The organism is Geothrix sp. 21YS21S-4, from assembly GCF_030845995.1.
Classification (GTDB): Bacteria; Acidobacteriota; Holophagae; order Holophagales; family Holophagaceae; genus Geothrix.
On the sequence record NZ_CP132719.1, the window covers coordinates 1,883,652 to 1,906,609 of the forward strand.

At 67.1% G+C, this 22,958-nt stretch carries 23 protein-coding genes and 1 tRNA gene; 6 read left to right on the forward strand and 18 right to left on the reverse strand.

Annotated elements, in window-relative coordinates; all coding sequences use genetic code 11:
• The first annotated feature begins 75 nt into the window (after nt 1-75).
• Entirely contained in the window at nt 76-2,262 is a 2,187-nt protein-coding gene (locus RAH39_RS08525; protein ID WP_306589666.1) for a S9 family peptidase, read from the forward strand.
• Here the strand turns inward: RAH39_RS08525 and RAH39_RS08530 are convergent, their stop codons facing one another.
• The 11 genes from RAH39_RS08530 to RAH39_RS08580 form a co-directional block, all read right to left on the reverse strand.
• Nucleotides 2,263-3,519, reverse strand: a complete 1,257-nt coding sequence (locus tag RAH39_RS08530; protein ID WP_306589667.1) for an MFS transporter — start codon at nt 3,517-3,519, stop codon at nt 2,263-2,265.
• A 115-nt stretch (nt 3,520-3,634) separates the two neighbouring features.
• Nucleotides 3,635-4,054 carry a CBS domain-containing protein gene (locus RAH39_RS08535; RefSeq protein ID WP_306589668.1) on the reverse strand — a complete coding sequence of 140 codons (420 nt, stop codon included), beginning with the start codon at nt 4,052-4,054 and terminating at the stop codon, nt 3,635-3,637.
• A gap of 9 nt (nt 4,055-4,063) precedes the next feature.
• Nucleotides 4,064-4,768: an ABC transporter ATP-binding protein gene (locus RAH39_RS08540; protein WP_306589669.1), complete on the reverse strand. Its 705-nt coding sequence runs from the start codon at nt 4,766-4,768 to the stop codon at nt 4,064-4,066.
• Nucleotides 4,761-5,480: an ABC transporter ATP-binding protein gene (locus tag RAH39_RS08545; protein WP_306589670.1), complete on the reverse strand. Its 720-nt coding sequence runs from the start codon at nt 5,478-5,480 to the stop codon at nt 4,761-4,763. The genes RAH39_RS08540 and RAH39_RS08545 overlap by 8 nt, the downstream gene beginning before the upstream one ends.
• Nucleotides 5,480-6,529: a branched-chain amino acid ABC transporter permease gene (locus RAH39_RS08550; RefSeq protein ID WP_306589671.1), complete on the reverse strand. Its 1,050-nt coding sequence runs from the start codon at nt 6,527-6,529 to the stop codon at nt 5,480-5,482. The genes RAH39_RS08545 and RAH39_RS08550 overlap by 1 nt, the downstream gene beginning before the upstream one ends.
• 10 nt (nt 6,530-6,539) lie before the next feature.
• Nucleotides 6,540-7,409, reverse strand: a complete 870-nt coding sequence (locus RAH39_RS08555) for a branched-chain amino acid ABC transporter permease (protein WP_306589673.1) — start codon at nt 7,407-7,409, stop codon at nt 6,540-6,542.
• A 106-nt stretch (nt 7,410-7,515) separates the two neighbouring features.
• On the reverse strand, nt 7,516-8,661 hold the full coding sequence (locus tag RAH39_RS08560; RefSeq protein ID WP_306589674.1) for an ABC transporter substrate-binding protein: 1,146 nt from the start codon (nt 8,659-8,661) through the stop codon (nt 7,516-7,518).
• A 142-nt stretch (nt 8,662-8,803) separates the two neighbouring features.
• Complete coding sequence (locus RAH39_RS08565; RefSeq protein ID WP_306589675.1) at nt 8,804-10,075, reverse strand: porin; 1,272 nt, start codon at nt 10,073-10,075, stop codon at nt 8,804-8,806.
• Between the two features lie 576 nt (nt 10,076-10,651).
• On the reverse strand, nt 10,652-10,900 hold the full coding sequence (locus RAH39_RS08570) for a DUF1801 domain-containing protein (protein ID WP_306589676.1): 249 nt from the start codon (nt 10,898-10,900) through the stop codon (nt 10,652-10,654).
• A 303-nt stretch (nt 10,901-11,203) separates the two neighbouring features.
• Nucleotides 11,204-11,280, reverse strand: a tRNA-Arg gene (locus RAH39_RS08575).
• Nucleotides 11,281-11,297: 17 nt separating this feature from the next.
• A complete protein-coding gene (locus tag RAH39_RS08580) occupies nt 11,298-12,530 on the reverse strand; it encodes an FAD-dependent oxidoreductase (RefSeq protein ID WP_306589677.1) in 1,233 nt (410 codons plus the stop codon).
• 41 nt (nt 12,531-12,571) lie between these two features.
• On the opposite strand from RAH39_RS08580, the gene RAH39_RS08585 reads away from it, so the two are divergent.
• Complete coding sequence (locus RAH39_RS08585) at nt 12,572-13,792, forward strand: MFS transporter (protein ID WP_306589678.1); 1,221 nt, start codon at nt 12,572-12,574, stop codon at nt 13,790-13,792.
• A 3-nt stretch (nt 13,793-13,795) separates the two neighbouring features.
• On the opposite strand, the gene RAH39_RS08590 is transcribed toward RAH39_RS08585, so the two are convergent.
• Genes RAH39_RS08590 through RAH39_RS08605 form a run of 4 tightly spaced genes read right to left on the reverse strand, consistent with a single transcriptional unit; the run spans nt 13,796 to nt 16,412 of the window.
• On the reverse strand, nt 13,796-14,524 hold the full coding sequence (locus RAH39_RS08590) for an SDR family NAD(P)-dependent oxidoreductase (protein ID WP_306589679.1): 729 nt from the start codon (nt 14,522-14,524) through the stop codon (nt 13,796-13,798).
• Nucleotides 14,521-15,135 carry a DUF502 domain-containing protein gene (locus RAH39_RS08595; RefSeq protein ID WP_306589680.1) on the reverse strand — a complete coding sequence of 205 codons (615 nt, stop codon included), beginning with the start codon at nt 15,133-15,135 and terminating at the stop codon, nt 14,521-14,523. The genes RAH39_RS08590 and RAH39_RS08595 overlap by 4 nt, the downstream gene beginning before the upstream one ends.
• Nucleotides 15,132-15,779: a CDP-diacylglycerol--glycerol-3-phosphate 3-phosphatidyltransferase gene (pgsA, locus tag RAH39_RS08600; protein ID WP_306589681.1), complete on the reverse strand. Its 648-nt coding sequence runs from the start codon at nt 15,777-15,779 to the stop codon at nt 15,132-15,134. Before pgsA ends, RAH39_RS08595 begins: the two co-directional genes overlap by 4 nt.
• Before the next feature lie 45 nt (nt 15,780-15,824).
• Nucleotides 15,825-16,412: a hypothetical protein gene (locus RAH39_RS08605; RefSeq protein ID WP_306589682.1), complete on the reverse strand. Its 588-nt coding sequence runs from the start codon at nt 16,410-16,412 to the stop codon at nt 15,825-15,827.
• A gap of 15 nt (nt 16,413-16,427) precedes the next feature.
• On the opposite strand from RAH39_RS08605, the gene queG reads away from it, so the two are divergent.
• Both queG and speA read left to right on the forward strand, forming a co-directional pair.
• Nucleotides 16,428-17,372 carry a tRNA epoxyqueuosine(34) reductase QueG gene (gene queG, locus RAH39_RS08610; RefSeq protein ID WP_306589683.1) on the forward strand — a complete coding sequence of 315 codons (945 nt, stop codon included), beginning with the start codon at nt 16,428-16,430 and terminating at the stop codon, nt 17,370-17,372.
• Nucleotides 17,373-17,464: 92 nt separating this feature from the next.
• Nucleotides 17,465-19,354, forward strand: a complete 1,890-nt coding sequence (speA, locus tag RAH39_RS08615; protein ID WP_306589684.1) for a biosynthetic arginine decarboxylase — start codon at nt 17,465-17,467, stop codon at nt 19,352-19,354.
• A 13-nt stretch (nt 19,355-19,367) separates the two neighbouring features.
• Here speA and RAH39_RS08620 read toward each other — a convergent pair whose 3' ends face one another.
• Nucleotides 19,368-19,850, reverse strand: coding sequence for a DinB family protein (locus RAH39_RS08620; protein ID WP_306589685.1), 483 nt, complete (start codon nt 19,848-19,850; stop codon nt 19,368-19,370).
• A gap of 111 nt (nt 19,851-19,961) precedes the next feature.
• Here RAH39_RS08620 and RAH39_RS08625 point away from each other — a divergent pair, with 111 nt between their 5' ends.
• Together RAH39_RS08625 and RAH39_RS08630 are read left to right on the forward strand one after the other, a co-directional pair.
• Nucleotides 19,962-20,849, forward strand: a complete 888-nt coding sequence (locus RAH39_RS08625) for a 3-hydroxyacyl-CoA dehydrogenase family protein (RefSeq protein WP_306589686.1) — start codon at nt 19,962-19,964, stop codon at nt 20,847-20,849.
• A gap of 12 nt (nt 20,850-20,861) precedes the next feature.
• Nucleotides 20,862-21,212 (forward strand): hypothetical protein, encoded by a 351-nt coding sequence (locus RAH39_RS08630; protein WP_306589687.1) that lies wholly within the window; start codon nt 20,862-20,864, stop codon nt 21,210-21,212.
• On the opposite strand, the gene RAH39_RS08635 is transcribed toward RAH39_RS08630, so the two are convergent.
• Nucleotides 21,213-21,896, reverse strand: coding sequence for a LytR/AlgR family response regulator transcription factor (locus tag RAH39_RS08635; protein ID WP_306589688.1), 684 nt, complete (start codon nt 21,894-21,896; stop codon nt 21,213-21,215). It lies immediately after the preceding gene.
• Entirely contained in the window at nt 21,893-22,894 is a 1,002-nt protein-coding gene (locus RAH39_RS08640; protein ID WP_306589689.1) for a sensor histidine kinase, read from the reverse strand. The genes RAH39_RS08635 and RAH39_RS08640 overlap by 4 nt, the downstream gene beginning before the upstream one ends.
• Nucleotides 22,895-22,958: the final 64 nt, after the last annotated feature.

The following is a 22,958-nucleotide window of genomic DNA, read 5'->3' on the forward strand; positions in this document are numbered from 1 at the left end:
TCCGGCCGTCCTCAAATCCTGGGGCCGCGCCGCACCTCGTTTTACGATATACCTGGTTACTTTGCTGGAGCGTTCATGTCCGCCCGCCATTTCCTGACCGGCCTCGTCCTCGCGTCCTCCCTGGCGGGCCAGGCGCCGAGTCCCGCGCCGAAGCAGACGCCGGCCCGACTCACCCTGGAAGCCGTCGCCCATCCCACCCGAAAAGTGGATTTCGCGGGGGCGCCGGCCACCCGTCTGGACTGGCTGTCGGACGGAGCCTTGGTGGAGACCCGGCGGAAGAGAGATCAACTGGCCCTCTTCCGGATCGATCCCGCGACCTGGGAAGCGACCCCTCTGCTGGAAGCGGATCGTCTCCAGGCGGCCCTGATCGCCGCGGGAGCGACGGAAGCGACCGCGAAAGCCGCGCTGGGACGGGGCACCTTCACCTGGAGCGGCGATCGCAGCGCCTTCCTGCTGGACGTCGCGGGGGACCTCTACGTGGTGAACGTGAAGGCGGCTTCGGCCCGACGGCTGGCCGGAGGAAAACCGGACGAACCGGCGTTCAGTCCCGACGGCCACCAGGTGGCCTACCTCCGCGGGAACGACCTCTACCGCGTGGACGTGGCGACGGCGCGGGAAACCCGCCTCACCACCGGCGGCAGCGAGACGGTGTTCAACGGCCGCCTCGACTGGGTCTACCAGGAGGAGGTCTACGGGCGCGGCACCTTCCGCGCTTTCTGGTGGGCCCCGGATTCCAAGCGCCTCGCCTTCCTCAGTCTGGATGAAACCAAGGTCCCCGTGTTCACCCTGATGGACGACCGGTTCCAGCCCCAGCAGGCCCGGAAGGCCCGCTATCCCAAAGCCGGGGACCCCAACCCCATCGCCCGTCTCGGCGTGGTGGATCTCGAAGGGCGCGCCACGTGGATGGACGAGCCCTATCCGGGACAGGAGACGCTCATCGTCCAGGTGGGCTGGGATCCGGAAGGCCGTCTGATCGCGGCCCACCAGGACCGCGTTCAGAGCTGGCTGGACCTCCGCCGCTACGAACAGAAAGCCTCCCGGCTGATGCTCCGGGAGAAGGCGGCGGGCTGGCAGGAGCGCCTCCCCCTGCCCCGGTTCCTGCCCGACGGCGGGTTCCTGTGGGAATCCAGCCGCACCGGCCGCCACCACATCTACCGCTACGGAAAGGACGGCGCCCTCGTCGGCGCCGTGACGGCCGGAGAGTGGGACGTGCGGCGGATTCACGGCACGAACCCCAAAGGAACGCACGTCTACTTCGAAGCCACGGAGCGGAGCGCTGTCGGGCTGGACGCCTACCGCGCGGGAACCGACGGGAAAGGCCTCGTCCGGCTGACGGAACGGCCCGGCACCCACCGCGCGCGGTTCAATCCCGACTTCACGGCCTTCCTCGACACCTGGAGCGAGGCGCTGACGCCGCCCCAGCAGGCCCTGCACGATGCCGCCGGCAAGCGGCTCCGCCTCATCGACGCCAATCCCGGGGACGCGATCCGAGCCCTGGATCTAGGGAAGGTGAGCTTCCAGCAGGTGAAGACCCGGGACGGATTCCCCATGGAGACCGTGCTGGTTCTTCCGCCCCACCTGGATCCGGCCAAGAAGTATCCCGTGGTCCAGTACATCTACGGCGGACCCAACGCGCCCCTGGTGCGGGACGCCTGGACCCGCGACATGCCCTGGTTCCAGTTCCTCGCCCAGCAGGGCATCGCCACGTGGATCTGCGACAACCGCAGCGCGTCGGGAAAGGGCCCCTCCAGCTCCCAGGGCGTCCATCGCAACCTGGGCCCCCAAGAGCTCCAGGACCAGTTGGACGGCCTCGCGTGGCTCAAGGCGCAGGGGTGGGCGGACATGGACCGCGTCTGCCTGGAGGGCTGGAGCTACGGCGGGTTCATGGTCACCTATGCCCTCACCCACAGTCGGGCATGGAAGCTGGGGATCGCCGGGGCGCCCGTCGTGGATTGGAGCCTCTACGACAGCATCTACACCGAGCGGTACATGGGACTCCCGTCGGACAACAAGGCCGGCTACGAAGCGAGTTCCGTGCTGAAGAGCGTGGAGAACTTCTCGGGAAAGCTGCTCCTGCTGCACGGGACGCTGGATGACAACGTGCATCCCCAGAACACCGTCATGTTCCTCGACGCCCTGCAGAAGGCGGGCCATGTCGCGCCCCTGATCCTGCTGCCCGGTTCCGACCACAGCCCCCGCGCCCCCCAGCACGCGTGGGCGCGCTACCAGGCCATGTGGGAATTCCTGTCGAAGAACCTCTGATCAGGCCCGGCGGGGCACCACGAAGCGGTCGTACAGCAGCATCAGCGCCGTGGAGGCCAGTCCCACGGAGGCCAGGGCGAACCACATCATGCCGGGCCGGTGGGACTGGCGCATGAAGTGCTCGACCAGGAACCCGCTGAGGTAGCCCGCCACCAGGGCGCCGATGGCCACGGGCAGGAACGCGAAGCCCATGTACGTCCCCACCTGGTCCGTGGGGGCGAGATCGGCCACGTATTCGTAGAAGCGGGGCGCCTGCATGGCCTCGCCCACGGCGAAGATCACGATCCCCGCGATGGTGCCGCCCAGGGTGGGCACGGCGCCCACGAAACACCAACCCAGGCTCGCCATGGCGAAGCCCGAAGACATGGCCAAGATCGGGCGCACCTTCTTCATGAGGGCTGTGACCGGCACCGTCAGCAGGATGATGGCGCAGGAGTCCACGGTCTCGATCAGCTCGAAGCGCGAGAAGTGCAGGACGTCCCGGACGTAGAACGGCAGTCCGTAGAAGATCTGCCAGAACATGATCCAGAACCCCGAGAAGATCACCAGGAAGCCCATGAACCGGAGGTTCCGGAAGACCATGCCCATGTCCCGCACCACCTGGCCCAGGGTCCGCGTCGAACCTTCCGCCGCGCCGCCGGGTTCCGGAAAGAAGAGGAAGGTGCCCAGCAGGTTCAGGACCGAGGTCAGCGCCGACATGATGAGCACGTACTCGATGCCGAACCCTTCCCGTACCTGGAGGCCCAGCACCGGCCCCATGGCTCCGCCGAGGTTCACCAGGGTGTAGTAGATGGAGTAGCCCAGGGATTTGGTTTCCGGCGTCGTCGTCCGCGCCACGGTCCCCACCACGCAGGGCTTGATGAGCGAGCCCCCCACCGCCGTCAGCAGCAGGGCGCCCACGATGTAGGGCGTGAGTCCGATGGAGGCCACGAAGGCCTGGCCCTGGGGCAGGCCCGCCAGCCCAATGGCGAAGTAGCCCACGCTGAAGATGGAGAAGCAGGCGATCAGGCTGCGGCGGAAGCCGTAGCGGTCCACCAGGGGGCCGGCCAGGGTCGGCAGGAAGAAAACCGCGAACCCGTAGAGGCCGACGAGGGCGCTCCCCAGCCGGCCCAGCCCCACCTTTTCCACCAGGTAGACGGCCAGGATCGCCTTGGAGCCGTAAAAGGCCAGGCGCTCGAACAGCTCCAGGGTATTGGCCACCCAGAAGGCGCGGGCGAAGCCTGAGCGCAGGGCCTGGGGCCGATCGGTCGCGGACAAGGTTCCTCCTGGGACGCTCGTCGATCTTCCCGGGGTTCCGCGACCCCGGTCAACCGGCGCCTCCGGCGCGGGAGCGGGCCGGAGATCCGGTCCGCTCTCCCATGCAGGCAATGGTTCACTTGGCCTTGGCGAATTCCACGACGGCCCTCAGCATGTCGCCGACGGACATGATGCCCACCAGGGTCCCCGCGCCGTCCACGACGCACAGTCCGTAGAGCTTGTGGTCGAGGATGGCCTGGGCCGCGGTGGCGAGATCCACGTCCGGGGTGACCGTGCGCGGGCGCGGATTCATCACGTCCTTCACGGGCGTCTTCGACAGGAGGTAGTGGACTTCCCAGGTATCCAGGGAGGTAGCCTTCCCCGGTGTGTAGTCCTTGATCATCCGCTCGGTGATCAGGCCCGTGAACTTGCCGCCGGCCATCACCGGAAGGCGGCGGATGCCCTTCTCCTTCATCAGGTGGATGGCTTCGATGATCGAGGCATCCTGATCGATGGTGATGGGGTTTTTCGTCATCCACTTTTCGACGGTGGTCATCGGATCTCCTCACATGCCCAGGAAGGCTTTCTTGATGTGGTCGTTGTCGAGCAGTTCCTCGCCCTTGCCCGACAGCACCACCCGACCCGTCTCCATGACGTAGGCGCGGTGGGCGATGCGGAGGGACTGGTAGACGTTCTGCTCCACGAGAAGGATGGTAACTCCCTGCCTGTTGATGCCGGTGATGATGTCGAAGATGTTCTTCACGAGCAGAGGCGACAGCCCCAAAGAAGGCTCATCCAGCAGCAGGAGCTTGGGGTTGGCCATGAGGCCGCGGGCGATGGCCAGCATCTGCTGCTCGCCGCCGGACATGGTGCCACCCAGCTGTTTCTCCCGCTCCTTGAGGCGCGGAAACAGCTCGAACACCCAGTCGATGTTCTTCTGCCGGTCGCCCCGGGTGCCCTTGACGTAGGACCCCATCCGGAGATTCTCCATCACGGTCATTTCCGGAAAGATCCGGCGCCCCTCCGGCACCTGGACCAGCCCCCGCTCCACCACGTCGTGGGGCGGGACCTTGACCAGGTTCTCCCCGCAGAACGTGATGGACCCCGACGCCGGCGCCACCAGGCGCGAGATGTTCTTGAGGGTGGTGGATTTCCCGGCGCCGTTGGCGCCCACCACGGTGACGATCTCACCCTCGTGGACCTCCAGATCCACGTCCCACAAGACCTTGAGATCGCCGTACGAGAAGTTCAGCTTTTCGATCTTAAGCATGGCTCTCACCCAGGTACGCGCTGATCACTTCGGGGTTGCTGACGACGTCCTGGGGGGAACCCTCCGTGAGTTTCTCGCCCGACGTCAGGACCACGACGCGGTCGGAGATGCGCATGATGGCCTTCATGTCGTGCTCGATGACCATCTGCGTCAGGCCCCGCTGCTTGATGTCGAGAATGAGCTGGATGATCTCCTCGCTTTCGGCGGGGTTGAGCCCGCCCATCACCTCGTCCAGCAGCACCAGCTTGGGCTGCGTGGCGAGGGCGCGGGCCACCTCGAGCTTCTTCCGCTCGCCGATGGGCAGGCCGCCGGCCAGAAAGGCCGCCCGGTGCTCCATCCGCACCACCTTGAGCTGCTCCATGGCCATCTCGCGGGCGGTCTTGAGGGAGGAGGTGCGGGCCAGCGCCCCCACCATCACGTTGTCCACCACGGAGAGCTTGGCCAGGGGCCGCACCTTCTGCCAGGTCCGAACCATCCCCAGCATGCACACCTTGTCGGGCTGGAGCCCGTTCATCCGCCGGCCGTCGAACAGGATCTCGCCCTTGGAGGGCGGGTAGTAGCCGGTGATGCAGTTGAACAGCGTGGTCTTGCCCGCGCCGTTCGGCCCGATCAGGCCGGTGATGGTGCCCTCTTCCACGGCGAAGGAGACGTTGGAATTCGCCGCCAGCCCCCCGAAGAACTTGCTGACGTTCTTGATCTCCAGAATGGCCATCAGACCGCCTCCCGCTGCCGGCGCGCGGCCAGCTTCCGGACGAAGCCCATGAGTCCCTCCGGCATGAACAGGATCACCAGCACCACGAGGATGCCGTAGAGCAGGACGTGGGCGTGGGCCAGGTTCTCCTTGAGGAACAGCCCCGCCTTCGAATCGGCGGCCACGATCCCCACCTTCACGAGGAGATCCGTGAGCATGTTGCTTCGCAGAGCCTCGGAAAGTGGCACCAGCACGAGGGCTCCGAGCACCGGTCCCCACAGTGTGCCCATCCCGCCGATGATGCAGATCAGCATGATCTGGACGGAGACATCGAGGCCCAGGACCGTGGGAGGATCCACGAACCCCACGTAGATCCCGTAGAAGCTGCCCGCCAGGGACGTCAGCACCGCCGAGATCACGAGTCCGATGTTCTTGTACCGCGCGATCGGGATGCCCAGGGAGTGGGCCGCGTCCTGGTCCTCCCGGATGGCCTGGAAGTAGTAGCCCAGCTTGGAGCGCTCCACCCACGCCGTGACGGCGATGGTGAGCAGGGCCAGGAAGAGCCCGATGTAGTAGAAGGGCACCTTGGTGAGGAATTCCGTCACCACGCGCTCGCCGATCTTGAAGGCGGGGATTTCGGTGGCGAGAATCCCTTCCGCGCCGTTGGTGAGGGTCGTGAGGTTGATGGCGGACAGCCGCATGATTTCGGCCACGGCGATGGACGCCAGGACGAAGTAGGGGCCGCGCAGGCGGAAGCAGATGCTGCCGATCGCCAGGGCCACCACGACCACGGCCGCCACTCCCGCCCACACGCCCACCCAGGGGACGATCTGCTTGGAGTGCATCAGCATCATGGTGGTGTAGGCGCCCACGCCGAAATAGGCGGCGTGGCCCACGGAATGCTGGCCGGTGTAGCCCCCCAGGATGTTCCAGCTCTGCCCCTGGGACACGCTGAGGAACAGCAGGATCATCATGTGGAGCGCGTAGGGGCTTTCCACGTACCGCGGAATGGCCAGGAGCACGGCTAGGACGGCGAGGCCGAAGGCGGCCTTGAGAATGGTCTTGGTCATGTCGTCCTCCTCAGGTCCGCGACTTGCCCATCAGGCCCGAAGGCTTGAAGAGGAGTACCAGCAGGAAGAGCACGAAGACCACCACGTCCTTCCACCCGGAGGAGATGTAGACCGCGCTCATGGATTCGGTGATGCCGATCAGGATGCCGCCGAGCGTGGCGCCCACAACGCTGCCCATGCCCCCGAGGACGGTGATGACGAAGGCCTTCAGCGTGAAGACCCCGCCCACCTGGGGAAAGATGTAGTAGGTCGGGGAGATGAGCGCGCCCGCCGTTCCCGCGAGGGCGGCTCCCAGGCCGAAGGCGATGATGGACATGCGCTTCACGTTGATGCCCATGAGCTGGGCGGCTTCGCGATCCTGGGCCGTGGCGCGGATGGCTTGGCCCGTGTCCGTCTTCAGCAGGAACCAGTAGAGGGCCGCCGTGATGGCCGCGGTGATCAGGAACGAGATGAGGAGGGGCGTGGAAACCGAGACGCCGCCTCCCACGGGGATGGTGGCCGAGGAATAGGAGGTGGTGAGGATTTTGTAGTCGGACGTGAAGATCAGCATCATCGAGTTGCTCATCACGAGCCCCAGGCCGATGGTCAGGAGGATCTGGTTCTGGGCCACGGCGTTCAGCACGCGGTTGATGAACACCTTCTGGAGGACGCCCCCGAACAGGAACATCAGCGGGAAGCTGATGAGCACCGACACGAAGGGGTCGATCCCCAGGAGCGTGAACAGCAGGTAGGTGACGTACATCCCCACCATCAGGATGTCGCCGTGGGCGAAGTTGATGACCCGCATCACGCCGAAGATGAGCGTGAGGCCGATGCCGATGAGCGCGTACACCCCGCCGATCAGGATGCCGCTGATGAGGGATTGGAGGAAGACAGCCATGGGTTCGCGAGACTCCGGAGGGAAAGTCCCAGTCCGGCTTCACCGGACTGGGACGCAGGAACCCGGGGATGTGCGCGCAACGCGGAACCCCCGGCCGGATTCGGCCTCACTTCCACCTGGGGAAGGGATAGACCGCCTTCTTGGTGGCGAACTGGGACGGCAGCACCGTCTCGTAGTTCCCGCCGAGGATCTGCTGCACCAGCATCTGGTGGTTGTTCTGGTTGGTGAACCCGTCGTAGTCCGCGAATTTCACCTCGCCCATGACGCCGTTCCACTTGCCGGCCTTGAGGGCGTCGCGGGTCTTGGCGCGGTCCCCGCCGGCGTGCTTGGCGGTCTCGGCCATCACGATCATCGAAGCGTAGGCGCAGGCGGCGTGGTAGGTGGCTTCCTTCCCGAACCGGGCCTTGTAGCGGGCGCCGAATTCCTTGGCGCCGGGCCAGTTCACGTCCTCCGTCCACTGCGTGCAGGAGATGACGTTCTCCGAGATGGCCCGCTCCTTGGCGAATTCGGCGGTGGTGAAGCCCGCGCCCGCGCCCAGGAACGCCTGGGGCTGGAGGCCCACTTCCTTGGATTGCCGCATCAGCAGGATCGCATCCGCCACGTAGGAGACCATGAACACGAGGTCGGGGTTCTTGGACTTCACCTTGGCCAGGGTCGAGCGGTAGTCGGCGGAACCCTTGGGATAGGGCTCGTCCGCCACCACCTGGATCCCCTTCTTGGCGACGTAGTCCTTGGCCGTCTTCGACGTGGAGGTGCCGAAGTCGGTGTTCTCGTAGATGAAGGCGATGCTCCTGGGCTTCCCGAGGGCCGTGGCGGCATCGATGAGGCTGGAGGCGTACTGATCCGCCGGCGCGTTCATCCGGAAGACGTTCTTGAGCCCCTGGCGGGTGATCTCCTCCTTCGCCGCCGCGGGGATCAGGAGGGGCACGCGGTACTTCTCCGCCAGCTTGGCCACGGCGTTGGAGCAGGCCGACGTGTAGGGCCCCACCACGCCCACCACGTTGTCCCGGGTCGCCAGCTTCTCCATGGCGCTCATGGATATCTGCGGCTTGCCCGTGTCGTCCTCCCACACCAACTGGAGCTGGATGCCCTTCTTCCTGAGATCCTCCTCCGCCAGCTTGATGCCGTTGGTGATGTTCTCCCCGATGGGGGCCTCCGGGCCGCTCATGGAATTGATGACGCCGATCTTCTGTGCCAGGAGGCACGGAGACAGCGCCATGGCGGCGCCCAAGGCCAAGAGGTGCTTGCGCATGGCAGCTCCTGCTCAAAAGTGTTGTTGTTGGAAAGTTGAGAAGAGTCTACACCCCCGAAGGTTAAAAAAAGCACGGAACTCGCGGGAGGACCCGGGAGTTCCGTGCTGTGCGACTGGACAAGGATCAGCTAAGCGATCCGGCTCAGTAGGAGAACATGAGGGAGGCGACGAGGGTGTTGCCACCCTGCTCGCCGGTCTGGCCGGCGCGGGGAGCCAGGAAGTTCTTGCTGCGGATGATGTAGTCGAGCTTCACCTTGCCCGCGGACTGCTTGGTGGGGATGAAGACGTAGTTGTAGCCCACGGTGACTTCCGTGTACTTGGGGCTGAAGTCGCCGGTCGCCGTCTTGTAGGGGTTGGCAACGGTGTACCAGTCGTCGCCGGAGTTGTAGTTCAGCACGTCGTAGCGGCCGGTGATCCAGTGGTTGCCCATCTTGTAGGCGCCGTCCACCGCGTAGCCCGCGAACTTCTGGTCCAGGTGCTCGCGCAGGGGAGCCGCGGCGGCGGTGAACACGGTGGGGTAGCGGCGGCCCAGGAGGCCCGTGGCGTACTCCGCGCTCATCTGCCACGCGGCGCTGTTGAAGGCGTAGTAGGCGCCCATCATGGTCGTCTTGTCTTTGTTGTCCCGGATCTGGCTGGCGTTGGGCGCACCGACGGCCCAGCTGGCGGGGACGGTGGCGGACACGAAGGTGGAGTCCTTCAGGTTCGTCACGCCCTCGCGGTAGTAGACGCCCGCCTTGTGGCGAGACAGGAAGTTGCTGTCGAAACGGAAGGTCCAGTCCTTCTGGGCATTGCCGGCGCCGGCCACCGTGTTCTCGTTGTTCTTGCCGCCGCTGCCGTCATCCGTGGTGCCGTTGGACACGGCCACGTTGATCTTGCCCTGGAAGGCCTTCGCATCGCCGTAGGTGTAGCTGGCCCACACGCCGCGGTCGCGGGAATCGGCGAAGCGACGGTTGATCTGGTTGCGGTCCCAGAAGAGGATTTCGCGGGCGGCGACCAGGGTGGCTTCGTAGCCGGTCGGCATCTTGAACTGGCCGGCCTTGACGTTGAATCCGTTGCCGGGAGCCCAGGTCACGACCAGATCCTGGAGGACATTGTTGGGGGCGCCGGGCGCCGCCGCGTTGTTGTTGTTGGGATCGAACATCACGTTCCAGCTGAACGTGTCGGTGATGGTGCCGCTCATGTAGATTTCGGCGCGCTTCACAGCGAAGTTGTTCTCCTGGAAGCGGGAGTCCAGGGCGTAGTATTTCGAGGCCCCGGCGGAGGCGGTCGTGTTGAGCCGCAGGTTGTTGTCCATCATCTGGGTGGCCCAGAACTCGAGGAGAACCCCATCCATCTTGATGGTGGGGGTCTGGGCCTGAGCCGCGGCCCCGGCAGCTAGCAGCGCAGCGATGCCGGCAAGGCGGAAGATCTTCATGGGGGACTCCTATGGAGGGTTGGGGGGACTGGGCAGAGGGCGAGCAATGATCCGAGGAGCGGTCAGACCATCTGATGTCTCAGACATCAGGCTCCCGGATGTGGAGGTGATCAAACGGTTCTCAAGCTAAACGGCGCCGTTCCCGCCGTCCATCAAAAATAGACCAAAGGTTCCCCCCCTTGTGATGAAGCGCACAAAGCTGTGGCGACTTCCTTGTAATGAGAGGGTTACGCAGGAGTTACGCGCTCCGGAACCCCCATGGTTGCTTGATCTGGATCATGACAACACTTTCCCGAACCGGCTCCCTGGAAAGGCGCCAAAGACCTCTTCGGTGCCCCTCTCCGACGCCTCCGTCTCAGAGGCCCTCCTCCCTTTCGGAGAAGAGCTGATGGATGAGGAGTCAGCCGACAGGCTGGGCCGATGAGAACCGTCGCGCGGAACGGAAGGGCCTGCGGAAGCCGGCAATCGCCTTCACACATACCTGATCCAACTCCGTACCAGCGCCCGGAGAGAAGCGCGTGCGTCGAGAAGGGACTCCATCCCTTCAAACACCATCCCGGCTCGACCCTTCGCCACTCAAGTGAGGAGATTCGCTGGGTCCTCGATTTCAGAACGCTCGGGGAGCCCAGCCTGAACCTTGGCTCCAAAGTGAAGCATGATGCCCATGCCGTCCTTGGCTCGAAGGTTCAGCGTGGCGAAATGGTTCCCCGTGCGAAAAGGGGGCGCATTCCACTTGATCCCTTCCGAAATGGCCGGATCGGCCCCGAGGATGATCCGACGAATCCCTTCGATCCCGGGCTTGAAGGGATGTTTAAGCGTCGACATGAAGGCATCCACGGCCCTTATCGAATCCGGCGGAAGAATGGGACTGCTGGGTTTGGGTTTCCTGGAGGACACGGCGCTCCCCCTGAAACGACCCAACGAACGGGAGCGCCGGAGCAGGCCGGTTGTCCGATGGGCAAAGGAACGTCAGAGCATAAATTGGCGAGCACTCGCACCATCGGCACGCACCACTCACCTCCTCGATCGATCCCGATCCGGCGAATGGATGGAAGACATCTCCGGCCGGACAGTCCTCCCACCTCGCGAGCCATCAACAAGAAGCCCCTGCAATGGCAGGGGCTTAGGTGGTGGTCCCGGAGCGACTCGAACGCCCGACCCTCAGATTCGTAGTCTGATGCTCTATCCAGCTGAGCTACGGGACCGCACTGAAGAGATGATTCTACCGGATCTCCGGCGACTGTCCATCCCAAAGGCGCAGGGGCGCGGTGGTGGAGGCGGCGCAGGGCCTTCCGGTGAGGGCCGTGGCGAGGCGATCCATGAGGAGGCGGGCGGTGGTGAGCTTGCCGCCCAGCACGAGCGTGAGATTGGCGAGCCGGGGATGCCGCTCCAGCAGGGCCTCGCGGCTGAGGTGGGTTGTGGCGCCCCGGGCGACGACGAGGGGCCGCACGCCGGATTCCTCGTCGCGGACGGGCAGCGTCCGCCAGGGAATGGCCGGAAGGGCGGTTTCCAGAGCCCCGAACAGCTCCTCCCGTTCCGCGTCGATCACCGGGACCCAGCCATCCTCCACCTCTCGTTCCGTGGTGCCCACCTGCAGCCTTCCGTCCCGGGGAATGACGAACAGGATCCGCCCCTTGGGCCGCCGGATGGCCCAGGGATGGACGCAGCCGGGAATCGGATCGAACCACAGGTGAATCCCGGAGGACAGGCGCAACCGCCGGTCCGTGTCACCGAACCAGCCGCGGAGGGCGTCGTCGGTCCAGGGGCCGAGCGCGAAGACCCACTGCCGGGCCGCCAACCAGCGGAGCGTTCCGTCGCGGCGGTCCCGCACGTGCACGGCGACCAGTCCCCCTGCCCCTTCCTCGAAGCTTTCGGGCTCGTGGAAATCCAGGCGCAGCGCCTCGCTGGAGGCCGCCAGATCTTTCGTCAGGTCCCGGTCCCAGGTCAGGAGATCCGCGTAGGCCGTGGCGCCCCGGAAAGGCCCCTGGGGAGTACGCGGATCGGCTGCGAAGGCATCCGCCGGCACGCCGCCCAGCGCCAGTTCCGGAGGCCAGCCGGGGCGGTCGGCCCCCCACCGGTCGTAGAGCCCGATTCCCACGCGGTGGGCCATCCCTTCCAGCCGGGAACGGTGCGGCATCCAGAAGGCGTCCCACCGGCAGCGCCGGGGCGCGATGCGGGCCCAGACGGCCCGTTCCGCCAGCCCTTCGCGCATCTGGCGGACATCGCCCGTGAGCAGGTAGCGGATGCCGCCGTGCAGGAGCTGGCTGGACCACTGGCTGGTGCCGCCGCCGATGTCGCCCTTGTCCACCAGCGCACAGGAGATGTCGCGAAGGGTCAGTTCCCGCGCCAGGGCGGCGCCGTGGATCCCTGCGCCCAGGATCCCGACCTCCACGTCCAGCGAGGCGGGGAGGCCGCAGGCGCCTGCGGGCGGGGCGGGCCATACGGAAGGGGACATGGGATCAGTGTGGCGCCCCCGCGTGATTCAATGAAGCCACCATGAGCCCGTCGCGCCTGAAGACCGTCCTGAACCTCACCGTCCTGGTGGCCGCCCTGGGCTATTTCGTGGACATGTTCGACCTGCTGCTGTTCCCCATCGTCCGCCAGCCCAGCCTCACGGCCCTCGGCGTCCCAGCGGCGCTCCAGATCGAAGTGGGCGCCCGGCTCCTCAACTGGCAGATGGCGGGAATGCTCCTGGGCGGAATCTTCTGGGGCGTTCTTGGCGACCGGAAGGGCCGCTTGTCCACCCTGTTCGGGAGCATCGCCCTCTATTCCGCGGCCAACCTGGCCAATGCCTTCGTCCATTCGGTTCCCGCCTACGCCTTCTGGCGCTTCCTCGCGGGACTGGGGTTGGCGGGCGAGCTGGGGGCCGCCGTCACCATGGTGGCGGAGATCCTGCCGAAGGACCTGCGGGGCTACGGCACCGCCATCGTCGCCGCCGTGGGGATCTTCGGCGCGGTCACCGCCAAGCTGGTGGGCGACTTCTTCCCCTGGCGGATCACCTACGCCATCGGCGGCGCCCTCGGGGTGGCGCTGCTCTTCCTGCGCGTGGGGCTGCGCGAGAGCTTCATGTTCTCCCAGGCCCACGGCGCCACCGTCGCGCGCGGCGATTTCCTCAGCCTCTTCACCGACCGAAACCGCCTGGGGCGCTACGCGCGCTGCATCCTGATCGGCCTGCCCACGTGGTACGTGGTGGGAATCCTCATCACCTTCTCGCCGGAATTCGCGCCGATCCTGGGGGTGCGCGGCCCCGTGAGCGCGGGGACCGCCGTCGCCTTCTGCTATTCCGGCATCACCCTGGGCAGCGTCCTCAGCGGCTTCCTCAGCCAGGCCTGGGGCACCCGCAAGAAGGTGGTCGGCTGGTCCATCGCGGCGGCCCTCGCCGGCGTGGGCGTCTATCTCGCCGCCCGGGGCCTCACGGCGGACGTTTTCTATGTCCTGGCGGGCTACCTGGGCGTGGCGACCGGCTACTGGGCCGTGTTCGTCACCGTCGCCGCCGAGCAGTTCGGCACCAACCTGCGGGCCACCGTCGCCACCACCGTGCCCAATTTCGTGCGGGGCGCGGTGCCCCTCATCACCGGCAGCTTCCTGCTGCTCCGGCCTTCCCTCGGACTGGTGGGTTCCGCGGCGGCGGTGGGCTCCGCCTGCTTCGCCCTCGCCTTCGGCGCCCTGTGGGGCCTGCCGGAGACCCACGGGCGGGACCTGGATTTCATGGAATGACGGTCAGTAGACCGCGTCGGCGCCGCCGTCGATGGGAATGACGGTTCCCGTCGTCCAGCCGCTGTCGGGACCCAGCAGATGCGCCGCCAGGGCCGCCACTTCCGCCTCCCCACCCATCCGCTGGAGGGGATTCACCGCGGAGAGCTTCGCCAGATCCCCTTCCGGATCGGGACCGGCGGCGAGCCGCGCCTCCACCATCGCCGTGCGGACCGGGCCCGGAGCCATGGCGTTGCAGCGGATGCCGCGCGGCGCCCATTCCAGCGCCAGCACCTTCGCCAGCATGTGGACGCCGGCCTTGGCCACGCTGTAGGCGGCGCTGTCGGGAATGGCGCGGATGCCGATGTTGGAGCCCACCAGGACGACGCTGGCGCCCTCCTTGAGCTTGGGATCCAGGTGGTGGGCCATCAGCCAGGGCCCCCGGAGGTTGGCGGCGATCATCGCGTCGAAGGCCGCGGCGGAGGTGGAAGCCACGGAGCCCGTGAGCAGCGCGCCGGCGTTCAGGAACATCCCGTCCAGCTCCGGACAGTCCCTGGCGAAGGCGGCCACTGCGGCGTCGTCGGCGTGGTCGAGAACCACATGGAGCGCGTCCGGGAGCGTCTCGCGCAGGGCCTCCGGTCGGCGGCCCGCGAGGATCAGCTCCGCGCCCCGATCCCGGATCAGCCGGGCCGCGGCTCGGCCGATCCCGCTGCCGGCGCCGGTGATCAGGATCCGCCGGCCCTGGAGCCCGTTCACGGCTCGGCCTTCCCGGTGGGCGCGATCACCCCGCCGCTCACGGCCCAGGTGAGCGCCTGGTCGGCGCTCAGGTCCACCGGCCGGACCTTCGCGGCCTCGACCATCACCACGTAGCCGGAGGTGGGATTGGGGGCGGTGGGAACGTACACCGCGACCATGGTCTCTCCGCCGGGAACCGCCCAGGAGCAGTCGTGGCGCGCCACGAAGCCCAAGGTGAAGGAGCCGGGATGGGGCCATTCGACGAGAACGACCTCCTTGAAGCTCCCTCCGCGCCCCGACTGGATGGCGCCCAGCAGTTGGCGGGTGGACCCGTAGATGGTCTTCACCACGGGGACGTAGCGCATCAGCTCGTCCAGCCACCGCACCAGCTGGCGGCCCACGAAGTTCCCCACCAACGCGCCCACGAGCAGCAGCAGCAGAAGGGTCGCCAGGCCCGAGAAGAGGCCCAGGGCCCACAGCGGCGGATCGGACATCTGCGTCCCGTGCGCCAGCCAGGTCAGCGGCACCCGGAAGATGCCCACCAGCGTGGTGAAGATGGCCTTCAGGATCCAGACCGTCACCACCAAGGGAAGGAGGGTGAACAGGCCTGCAATGAGGTACTTGCGGATCATTCGTCGCCCTTCCCGCCGGTCAGGCGGCCATTCTCGGTCATGATGCGCGGGCCCACCACCTTCCAGAACCCGTGGAAGTACGAGATCGCGCTCCAGATGGCGAGGATCACCGCGCCCCACAGCAGGAGGATGCCCATCCCCCAGAAGAAGGTGTAGGGCCGGTTGAGCTGGATGAAGAAGTGGAAGATGTCCTTGCGGGTCCACTCGTAGAGCCAGTAGTCGAGCCGGGGGCCGAGGATGAGGCAGGAGATGGCCGCCACCTGGAAGCCCATCTTCCACTTGCCGACCCGGCCAGCGGGGATGGTGAGCCCCTCCTCGCTGGCGATCCCGCGGAGGCCCGTGACCACGAATTCCCGCGCGATGATGATGAAGGTCATCCACGCGGGCGCGAGGTTCAGTTCCACCAGCGACATCAGCGCGCCGGTGACCAGCAGCTTGTCCGCCAGCGGATCCAGCAGCTTGCCCAGAGTGGTCACCTGCTTCCAGCGGCGGGCCAGGTAGCCGTCCAGCCAATCCGTGATGGAGGCCGCCCAGAAGACCAGAACGCCGATGACCTCGTGGTTCGTCACCTTGGTCATGAGCACCACGACCAGGACGGGGACCATGAGGATCCGCGCGAGCGACAGGAAATTGGGCAGGTTCATGGCGGACGGTCGGCTCCGCTTCCAGCCTACCGCCATTCGCGGCGTTTACAGGACGGTCACCCCGCCACGGGCCAGCAGCTTCTGCCAAGCGGCGTCCGGCATCAGGTCGAACGCTTCACCGTCCGCGCCGGTGTGGGCCAGGCTGGCCACGGACACGCGGACGGGGATGCCCCGGGCCTGAACCGCCTCCAGGGCCGCGACGGCGACGGCATCCTCCAGGAGCTCCACCGCCTGATGGGCGAGGCACACCCAGGGCGTCCCGGCCTCCAGGTGCGTCAGGGTCTCCAGCAGGAGGCGGCGGCCCAGGGCCCGGTCGCCGGGCGCGAAGGCGCTGCGGAGGAGGAGCACGGGCCGGGGACCGGCGGAGGGCGCGACCGGGGGCGCGGATACGGAAGCGACGGGAGCGGGAGGACGCTCCGCGGCCGCCACCCGCAGTTCCCACTGGGCGCCACGCTGGATGAGTCGGGCCGCCCGCCCCTGTTTCTCCAGGAAGCCCGCCACGTTGAGGCGCAGCATGTCGTCCTCGCCGAGGACGCTCAGGGCCTCGCCCGGATGCTCGGCCAGCAGCGAACGCAGCTCCAGCAGGGCCTGGAAGACCGTGACATCGCGGAGTTCGAGGGTGAGGATATCCATGGGAGGGGCCTTCGCGTGCCAGTTGAACACCCGGATCCGCTGGCGTTCAAGGCCTGGCTGCGCTCGGAGGCGCTTTCTTCGGGGTTCGCCCTGGCGGGATTCGCCCCCTGCGACCCCTTCGCCACCGAGGCGGATCGGCTCCAGACCTGGTTCCGCGACGGCGGAGGCGCCCTCCTCCCTTACCTCGATCCCGGGACGCTCCTGGATCCGCGGGCGCTGTGGCCCCAGGCCCGCACGGCCCTGGTGGGCTTCTTCCCCTACGCCCGGCCCGAGGCCGTGCCCGGCGCCGCCCCCGGCAGCCTGAAGCTGAGCCGCTACCTGTGGGGCCCCGACTACCACGCCGTCCTGAAGCCCCGGCTCGCCCGGCTCATGGAGGCGGCCCAGGCCCGCTGGCCGGGACTGGAAGGCCGGGTCTGCGTGGACACGGCGCCCCTTCTGGAGCGCCAGCTTGCCGCGCGGGCGGGCCTGGGCTGGCAGGGGAAGCACACCCTCCTCATCGCCGGAAAGGACGGCTCCTGGGGCTTCCTGGGCGCGCTGCTGCTGTCGGTGGACCTGCCACCGGACGAGCCCTTCACCGCCGAGCACTGCGGGTCCTGCACCGCCTGCCTGGACGCCTGTCCCTCGGAAGCTCTGGCGCCCTTCCGCCTGGATCCGGCCCGCTGCCTGACCACCTACACCATTGAGACCGAAGCCGAGCCGCCCGCCCCGGTCGCCCGGGCCCTGGCCGCCAGCCGCTGGGCCGCCGGGTGCGACGCCTGCCAGGAGGCCTGTCCCTGGAACCGGGCGCCGCTTTGGGGAGAGCCGGGCCTGTGGGGCGGCCCGAGCCCGCTCCACACCCGCGCCGCGGCGGATCTTCCGCGCGGCGCGGCCCAATGGCGTAAGCTCACCCGGAGGACCGCCCTGAGGCGCGTTCGGGACCGCCACTGGCGCGCCACGCTGGCCCGTATTCTGGGTTCGTGATTTTTCATTGGAACTGCTGGGCTTTTTTCCATATAAACGAACTTCCGGCCAAAGGTGGCCGCCCCGGTTTTGAGGAGGCCCCTCGGATGCCCATGAAGCACTGGACGGTCCAGGACGCCGCGACCCTGTACGGCGTGAAGGAGTGGGGCAACGGCTACTTCGGCATCAACGCCAAGGGCCACCTCGAAATCACCCCCACCCAGGAAGCGTCCCTGAGCTGCGACGTCTACGAGATCGTCCAGCATCTGAAGAAGAAGGGCATCCGCACTCCCTTGAACCTGCGTTTTCCCCAGGTGCTCGCCGATCGCGTGGTGGAGGTCAACGAGGCCTTCCGCCGGGCCATCATCGAATTCGGATACGAGGGCGGCTACCAGGGCGTCTACCCGGTGAAGACCAACCAGATCAAGGAAGTGGTCGAGGAGATCGTCCGCGCCGGCAACAAGTATCACTACGGGCTGGAGGCCGGCTCCAAGCCCGAGCTGATGATCGCCCTCAGCCTGGACCTGCATCCGGAAGCTCTCGTCCTGTGCAACGGCTACAAGGACGAGGCCTTCATCCGGATGGCCCTCTTGGCCCGCAAGGCGGGGCGCAAGGTCGTCATCACCGTGGAGAAGATGACCGAGCTGCCGCTCATCCTGAAGGTGGCCAAGGAACTCAAGGTGGATCCCCTCATCGGGCTGCGGGCCAAGCTCAACGCCCAGGGCTCGGGCAAGTGGGAGACCAGCGCGGGCGACCACGCCAAGTTCGGCCTCACCACGCGCGAGATCCTGGAAGCCATCGAGGTCCTGGAGAAGCGCGACCTGCTGGACAGCATCATCGAGCTGCACTTCCACATCGGCAGCCAGATCACCGACATCCGCAAGATCAAGTCGGCCATGAAGGAGGCCACGCGCATCTACGCCAAGCTCCGCAAGATGGGCGTGCCCATCCGGTACCTCAACGTGGGCGGCGGCCTGGGCGTGGACTACGACGGCAGCAAGACCACCTTCAGCAGCTCCATGAACTACACCATCAGCGAGTACGCCGCGGACGTGGTCTACACCACCAAGGACATCTGCACCCAGGAGCAGGTGCCCATGCCGGACCTGCTGAGCGAGTCCGGCCGCGCCATCGTCGCCTACCACGAGGTCGTGGTGGTGGACATCATCGGGCTGATCGACACCACCCACACCAAGTACAAGGTCGAGCTGACGGGACGAGAGCCCCAGATCCTCAAGGAGCTGGCCTACACCCGCGACAACATCTCCGTGAAGAATTTCGCCGAGATGTACCACGACGCCATCACCCAGAAGGACGAGCTGCTCACCCTGTTCAACCTGGGCTACCTCAGCCTGGAGGACCGCAGCAAGGGCGAGACCCTCTTCTGGGAAGTGTGCCGCAAGCTGTCGCGCATCCTCAGCAGCAAGAGCCTGAAGTACGTCCCCGAGGAGTTCCAGGACCTGAACAAGAGCCTGGCGGACAAGCTCATCGCCAACTTCAGCCTGTTCCAGTCCATGCCGGACCACTGGGCCATCGAGCAGCTGTTCCCCGTCATGCCCATCCACCGCCTCAAGGAGAAGCCGGGACTGTCCGCCACCCTGTGCGACATCACCTGCGACAGCGACGGGAAGATGGAGAAGTTCATCGATCTGAAGGACGTGCGTGACGAGATCCCGCTGCACGAGCCCCGCGGCGGCGAGGCGTACTACGTGGCCTTCTTCCTCACCGGGGCCTACCAGGACATCCTGGGCATGCGGCACAACCTCTTCGGCGCCCCCAACGAGGCGCACATCATGGTCCACGAGGACGACACCTTCAAGGTCCAGCACATCGTGAAGGGCGACACGGTGGACCACGTCCTCCGCAGCGTCCACTACGATCCCGATGTCCTGATCCAGGGGCCCCAGACCAAGCGGAAAGCCACTGCCAAGGGCGATGCCGCCGAAGCCCTGCGCGCCCTGCTCACCGAGGAGCGCCAGCTCCACACGTACCTGGAAATCTAGTCGGCGGCCCGCTTCAAGGCGCCCACCGCGGCCCGGAGCGCCCCTTCCACAGCCAGATGATGTAGTCCACGTTCCTCGGCGTTCCGCCGAGGGCCTTGATGCGGGACATGTTCTGCCCCCGGTGATGCTGGCCGTGGAGGCAGACCTGGGTCAACGCCTCCGAGACCGGCACCCGGCAGGGAGGATCGGGGAACCAGGGCACCTGGACGATCCGGTCCAGACCCGCGGGATCCAGGGTGGAGAGGAACGCATCCCACGCGCCGTGGGCGGCGATGCAGCGGGCCTTCACGGCGTCGAAATCGGCGGCGGAATCCCCCTGGGGAAGGTTGAACTCGCCCTTCACCACCCCCAGGAAGGCCTCCTGCACGTCCAGCATGTGACCCACCCGGGCCCGCAGTTCGGGATCCTGCCGGAGTTCCGCCTTGCTCCACGCGTGGAAGAACATCGCGTCGGCCCAGGCCTGATGGGCGAAGAGATCCTTCAGCAAACCGAGCATGGACACCTCCGGGATGCGGCGTCCCTGAACCTACCGGAGGTTGTCCCTCCCTTCCAGCCCGGACCATTGGAGAATGGACGCGCCATCGCCATTCCAACCCGGGGGACTCACATGGACATCCAGCGCATCGGCGTCGTCGGCTGCGGACTCATGGGCGCGGGCATCGCCCAGTGCGCGGCGGAGGCGGGCTACGCCGTCCACGTGAAGGAAGCCGACGAAACCCTCCTCGCCAAGGGCCTGGCGCGCATCCGGAGCGCCTGGGAGCGCGGCGTCGCAAAGGGGAAGCTCACGGAACAGCAGAAGGCCGGCTTCGACACCCGCCTCCACGGAACCACCGCCTTCGCCGCCCTGGCGGACTGCGATCTGGTGGTGGAAGCGGTGCCCGAGCGGCTGGACCTGAAGCTCCGCGCCTTCGCCGAACTGGATGCGGTGTTGGCTCCGACTGCCCTGCTGTGCACCAACACCTCCAGCCTTTCCGTGGCCCAACTCGGTCCCGCGCTGGCCCCCGCCCGCGTGCCCCGGCTGGCCGGGCTCCACTTCTTCAACCCCGTTCCCGCCATGCCTCTGGTGGAAATCGTCCGCACCCTCGCCACGGACGAGCCCACCCTGGCCGCCCTCCGCGCCTTCGTCGGCAGGCTGGGCAAGACCGCCGTCCTGGCGCCCGACGCGCCGGGATTCGTCGTCAACCGCCTCCTGGTGCCCTACCTCCTGGACGCCATGCGCTGTGCCGAGCAGCGCCTCGCCACCACGGAGGACATCGATACCGGCATGAAGCTGGGCTGCGGCCACCCCATGGGGCCGTTGCACCTCAGCGACTTCATCGGGCTCGACACCATGCAAAGCGTCGCGGAAGTCCTGTTCGAGGCCTTCGGCGAGCCGCGGTTCAAGGCTCCTTCCCTCCTCCGCCAGCTCGTGGCGGCGGGCCGCCTGGGCCGCAAATCAGGGGCCGGCTTCTACGGGTGGGAAGGCGACAAGCGCCTGGAAGCCCTTCCGCTGTAGGCGGGCCGATCCGTGCTGGACGTCCTGTTCCTCCCCGCGGCCGCGCTCCTGGGGCTGGCCCTCCTCGCCGCCCGGCGCGGGGATTTCCGGCTCCACGGCCAATTGGCCGCCCTGGCGGCGACCGTGGTGTTCCTGCGCGTCTCGCTCTATGCCCGCGACCTCACGGCCCTCCACCGGGCGCTGTGGCTGGCCCTGCTGGCCGCGGCCACGGGGACGCTCGCCCTCGGCAGCCTGGCCCTGGCCTGGCGGGAAGCCCGCAGTCCTCGCGCCTGGGCGCCACGGACCCACCGCGCCGCCGGAGCTCTCACCCTCGCCCTTGCCGCCGTCACCATCATTCTCTGGCTGCTTCGCGACCGGCGCTGATCAGAGCCCCAACACCCGCCTCACCTCTTCCATCCGCCGGCGGCTGATGGAAAGTCGGCCACCGCCCAGGATCAACTCGTCTTCCGCCGTGAGCTCCCGCACCGCCTCCAGCCGCACCAGCGCGTTGCGGTGGACGCGCAGAAACCCGTGGTCGGAGAGGCGCTCCTCCCAGTGGAGCAGCGTGCCGTCGACGGGCAGCCGCCCCTCCGCCGTCCACGCCATACAATCCCCCAGATCCGCCACCAGCGCGTCCACCTCCTCGGGCCGCAAGAGGCGCGTCGTCCCCTTTTTCCGCACGGGCAGGCGGAGCCACTCCTTCTGGAGCGGTTCGTCCTTGGGCCGGATGCGCGAGAGCGCCTGGGCCACCGCGATCCGCGAGATCGGCTTCAGGAGGTAGTGCACGGCGCCGCCCGCGAAGGCTTCGATCGCGTGCTGGGGATAGGCCGTCACGAAGACCAGCCCGGGGCGCGGCTCAGGCAGCAGGTGCATCAGCTCCGTGCCCTTGATCCCCGGCATTTCGATGTCGAGGAACACCGCGTCCGGCCGATGCTCCGCGATGGCGGCCAAACCCACCCGCCCGTTTTCCGCCGCCCCCACCACCGCCACGCCGGGAAGCTCCGACAGCAGCTCCACCAGATGCTCCCGGGCGAGAGGCTCATCCTCGACGACCACGACGCGGATCATGCCTGCCTCCACCGAATGCCCACCCGGTGCCTCCCCTCCACCCTGTCCAATACCAGGTCCTCAGGTTTCTCAAGCCGCTGGCGCAGAGTCTCCAGCGCGGTGCCCGTGCCCTTCTGGGGACTGACTCCGGTGCCGGGATCCTCTACCCAGATCCAGAGCACGCCCTCTCTGCGCTCGGCACCGATGCGCACCTCCCCGCCCTGCTCCAAGGGCGCCACACCGTGTTTCACCGCATTCTCCACCAGCACCTGCAGGGACAGGGGCGGGATCTGCGCGGTCTCCAGGGATTCGGGGATATCGATGACGACCCGGAGCCGGTCCCCCAGCCGCGCCTGCTCAATGCCCAGGTAGGCTTCGACAAACTCCAGTTCCTGCTTGAGGGGAAGCGTGGGCTCATCCGCCACGGCAATGACCTGGCGGAAGAGCTGGGCGAGGCGCTCGGTGGTGGCCTGCGCCCCTCGGGGATCCTGCTCGATCTGCGCGTGGAGCGTATTCAGCGTGTTGAAGATGAAGTGCGGTGCCAGCTTGGCGCGCAGGGCTTGTTCCCGGGCAGCCAGCAGATCGAAATTCGCGCGCTGGGAGGCCAGTGCCTGCTCCATGACGAAGACCATGCATCCGAAGATCAGCAGGGGCAGGAGAAGAGGATGCCAGGCCAGATCCGTAAAGGGACGGATCGTCATCACGAAGGCGAGGCAGACCAGAACCATCGGCAGAGCGCCCTTCCAGCCGGCGATGAGTCCCTTGGAGCGCTTCTGCTCAATCCGCATCCGCTCGGATTCAACCGCAAGGGCGGCCAGCCACCAGACGAGAAAGGTGCCGGCCAGGATGCCCAGGGCAGCGGGAACCGACCACCAGGCATCGGCGTTCAGGACGGACAGGAGGGGCCGTTGCAACAGGCAGAAGGTGAGCCCGACACGATACAACCACCAGAAACCGCTGCCTCGTCGCTGCCGTTGTAACTGATCCCGCTCGCACATCAGGCTGGATGGCATGGCCATGGCCCCTCCCTGGTCTTGCCCAAGCCTGAGGGGTTCCAGCCCCAGAAATCGGGCAACCCGGTGG

Excerpts from the sequence above, each read along its gene's own strand:
- RAH39_RS08640 (WP_306589689.1), bottom strand. The coding sequence starts at position 22,894 with ATGGCCATGCCATCCAGCCTGATGTGCGAGCGGGATCAGTTACAACGG.
- RAH39_RS08595 (WP_306589680.1), bottom strand. The coding sequence starts at position 15,135 with ATGATCCGCAAGTACCTCATTGCAGGCCTGTTCACCCTCCTTCCCTTG.
- RAH39_RS08540 (WP_306589669.1), bottom strand. The coding sequence starts at position 4,768 with ATGCTTAAGATCGAAAAGCTGAACTTCTCGTACGGCGATCTCAAGGTC.
- RAH39_RS08635 (WP_306589688.1), bottom strand. The coding sequence starts at position 21,896 with ATGATCCGCGTCGTGGTCGTCGAGGATGAGCCTCTCGCCCGGGAGCAT.
- RAH39_RS08625 (WP_306589686.1), top strand. The coding sequence starts at position 19,962 with ATGGACATCCAGCGCATCGGCGTCGTCGGCTGCGGACTCATGGGCGCG.
- speA (WP_306589684.1), top strand. The coding sequence starts at position 17,465 with ATGAAGCACTGGACGGTCCAGGACGCCGCGACCCTGTACGGCGTGAAG.
- RAH39_RS08550 (WP_306589671.1), bottom strand. The coding sequence starts at position 6,529 with ATGACCAAGACCATTCTCAAGGCCGCCTTCGGCCTCGCCGTCCTAGCC.
- RAH39_RS08620 (WP_306589685.1), bottom strand. The coding sequence starts at position 19,850 with ATGCTCGGTTTGCTGAAGGATCTCTTCGCCCATCAGGCCTGGGCCGAC.
- RAH39_RS08535 (WP_306589668.1), bottom strand. The coding sequence starts at position 4,054 with ATGACCACCGTCGAAAAGTGGATGACGAAAAACCCCATCACCATCGAT.
- pgsA (WP_306589681.1), bottom strand. The coding sequence starts at position 15,779 with ATGAACCTGCCCAATTTCCTGTCGCTCGCGCGGATCCTCATGGTCCCC.
- RAH39_RS08570 (WP_306589676.1), bottom strand. The coding sequence starts at position 10,900 with ATGTCGACGCTTAAACATCCCTTCAAGCCCGGGATCGAAGGGATTCGT.
- RAH39_RS08605 (WP_306589682.1), bottom strand. The coding sequence starts at position 16,412 with ATGGATATCCTCACCCTCGAACTCCGCGATGTCACGGTCTTCCAGGCC.
- RAH39_RS08545 (WP_306589670.1), bottom strand. The coding sequence starts at position 5,480 with ATGGCCATTCTGGAGATCAAGAACGTCAGCAAGTTCTTCGGGGGGCTG.
- RAH39_RS08565 (WP_306589675.1), bottom strand. The coding sequence starts at position 10,075 with ATGAAGATCTTCCGCCTTGCCGGCATCGCTGCGCTGCTAGCTGCCGGG.
- RAH39_RS08580 (WP_306589677.1), bottom strand. The coding sequence starts at position 12,530 with ATGTCCCCTTCCGTATGGCCCGCCCCGCCCGCAGGCGCCTGCGGCCTC.
- RAH39_RS08585 (WP_306589678.1), top strand. The coding sequence starts at position 12,572 with ATGAGCCCGTCGCGCCTGAAGACCGTCCTGAACCTCACCGTCCTGGTG.
- RAH39_RS08555 (WP_306589673.1), bottom strand. The coding sequence starts at position 7,409 with ATGGCTGTCTTCCTCCAATCCCTCATCAGCGGCATCCTGATCGGCGGG.
- RAH39_RS08525 (WP_306589666.1), top strand. The coding sequence starts at position 76 with ATGTCCGCCCGCCATTTCCTGACCGGCCTCGTCCTCGCGTCCTCCCTG.
- RAH39_RS08560 (WP_306589674.1), bottom strand. The coding sequence starts at position 8,661 with ATGCGCAAGCACCTCTTGGCCTTGGGCGCCGCCATGGCGCTGTCTCCG.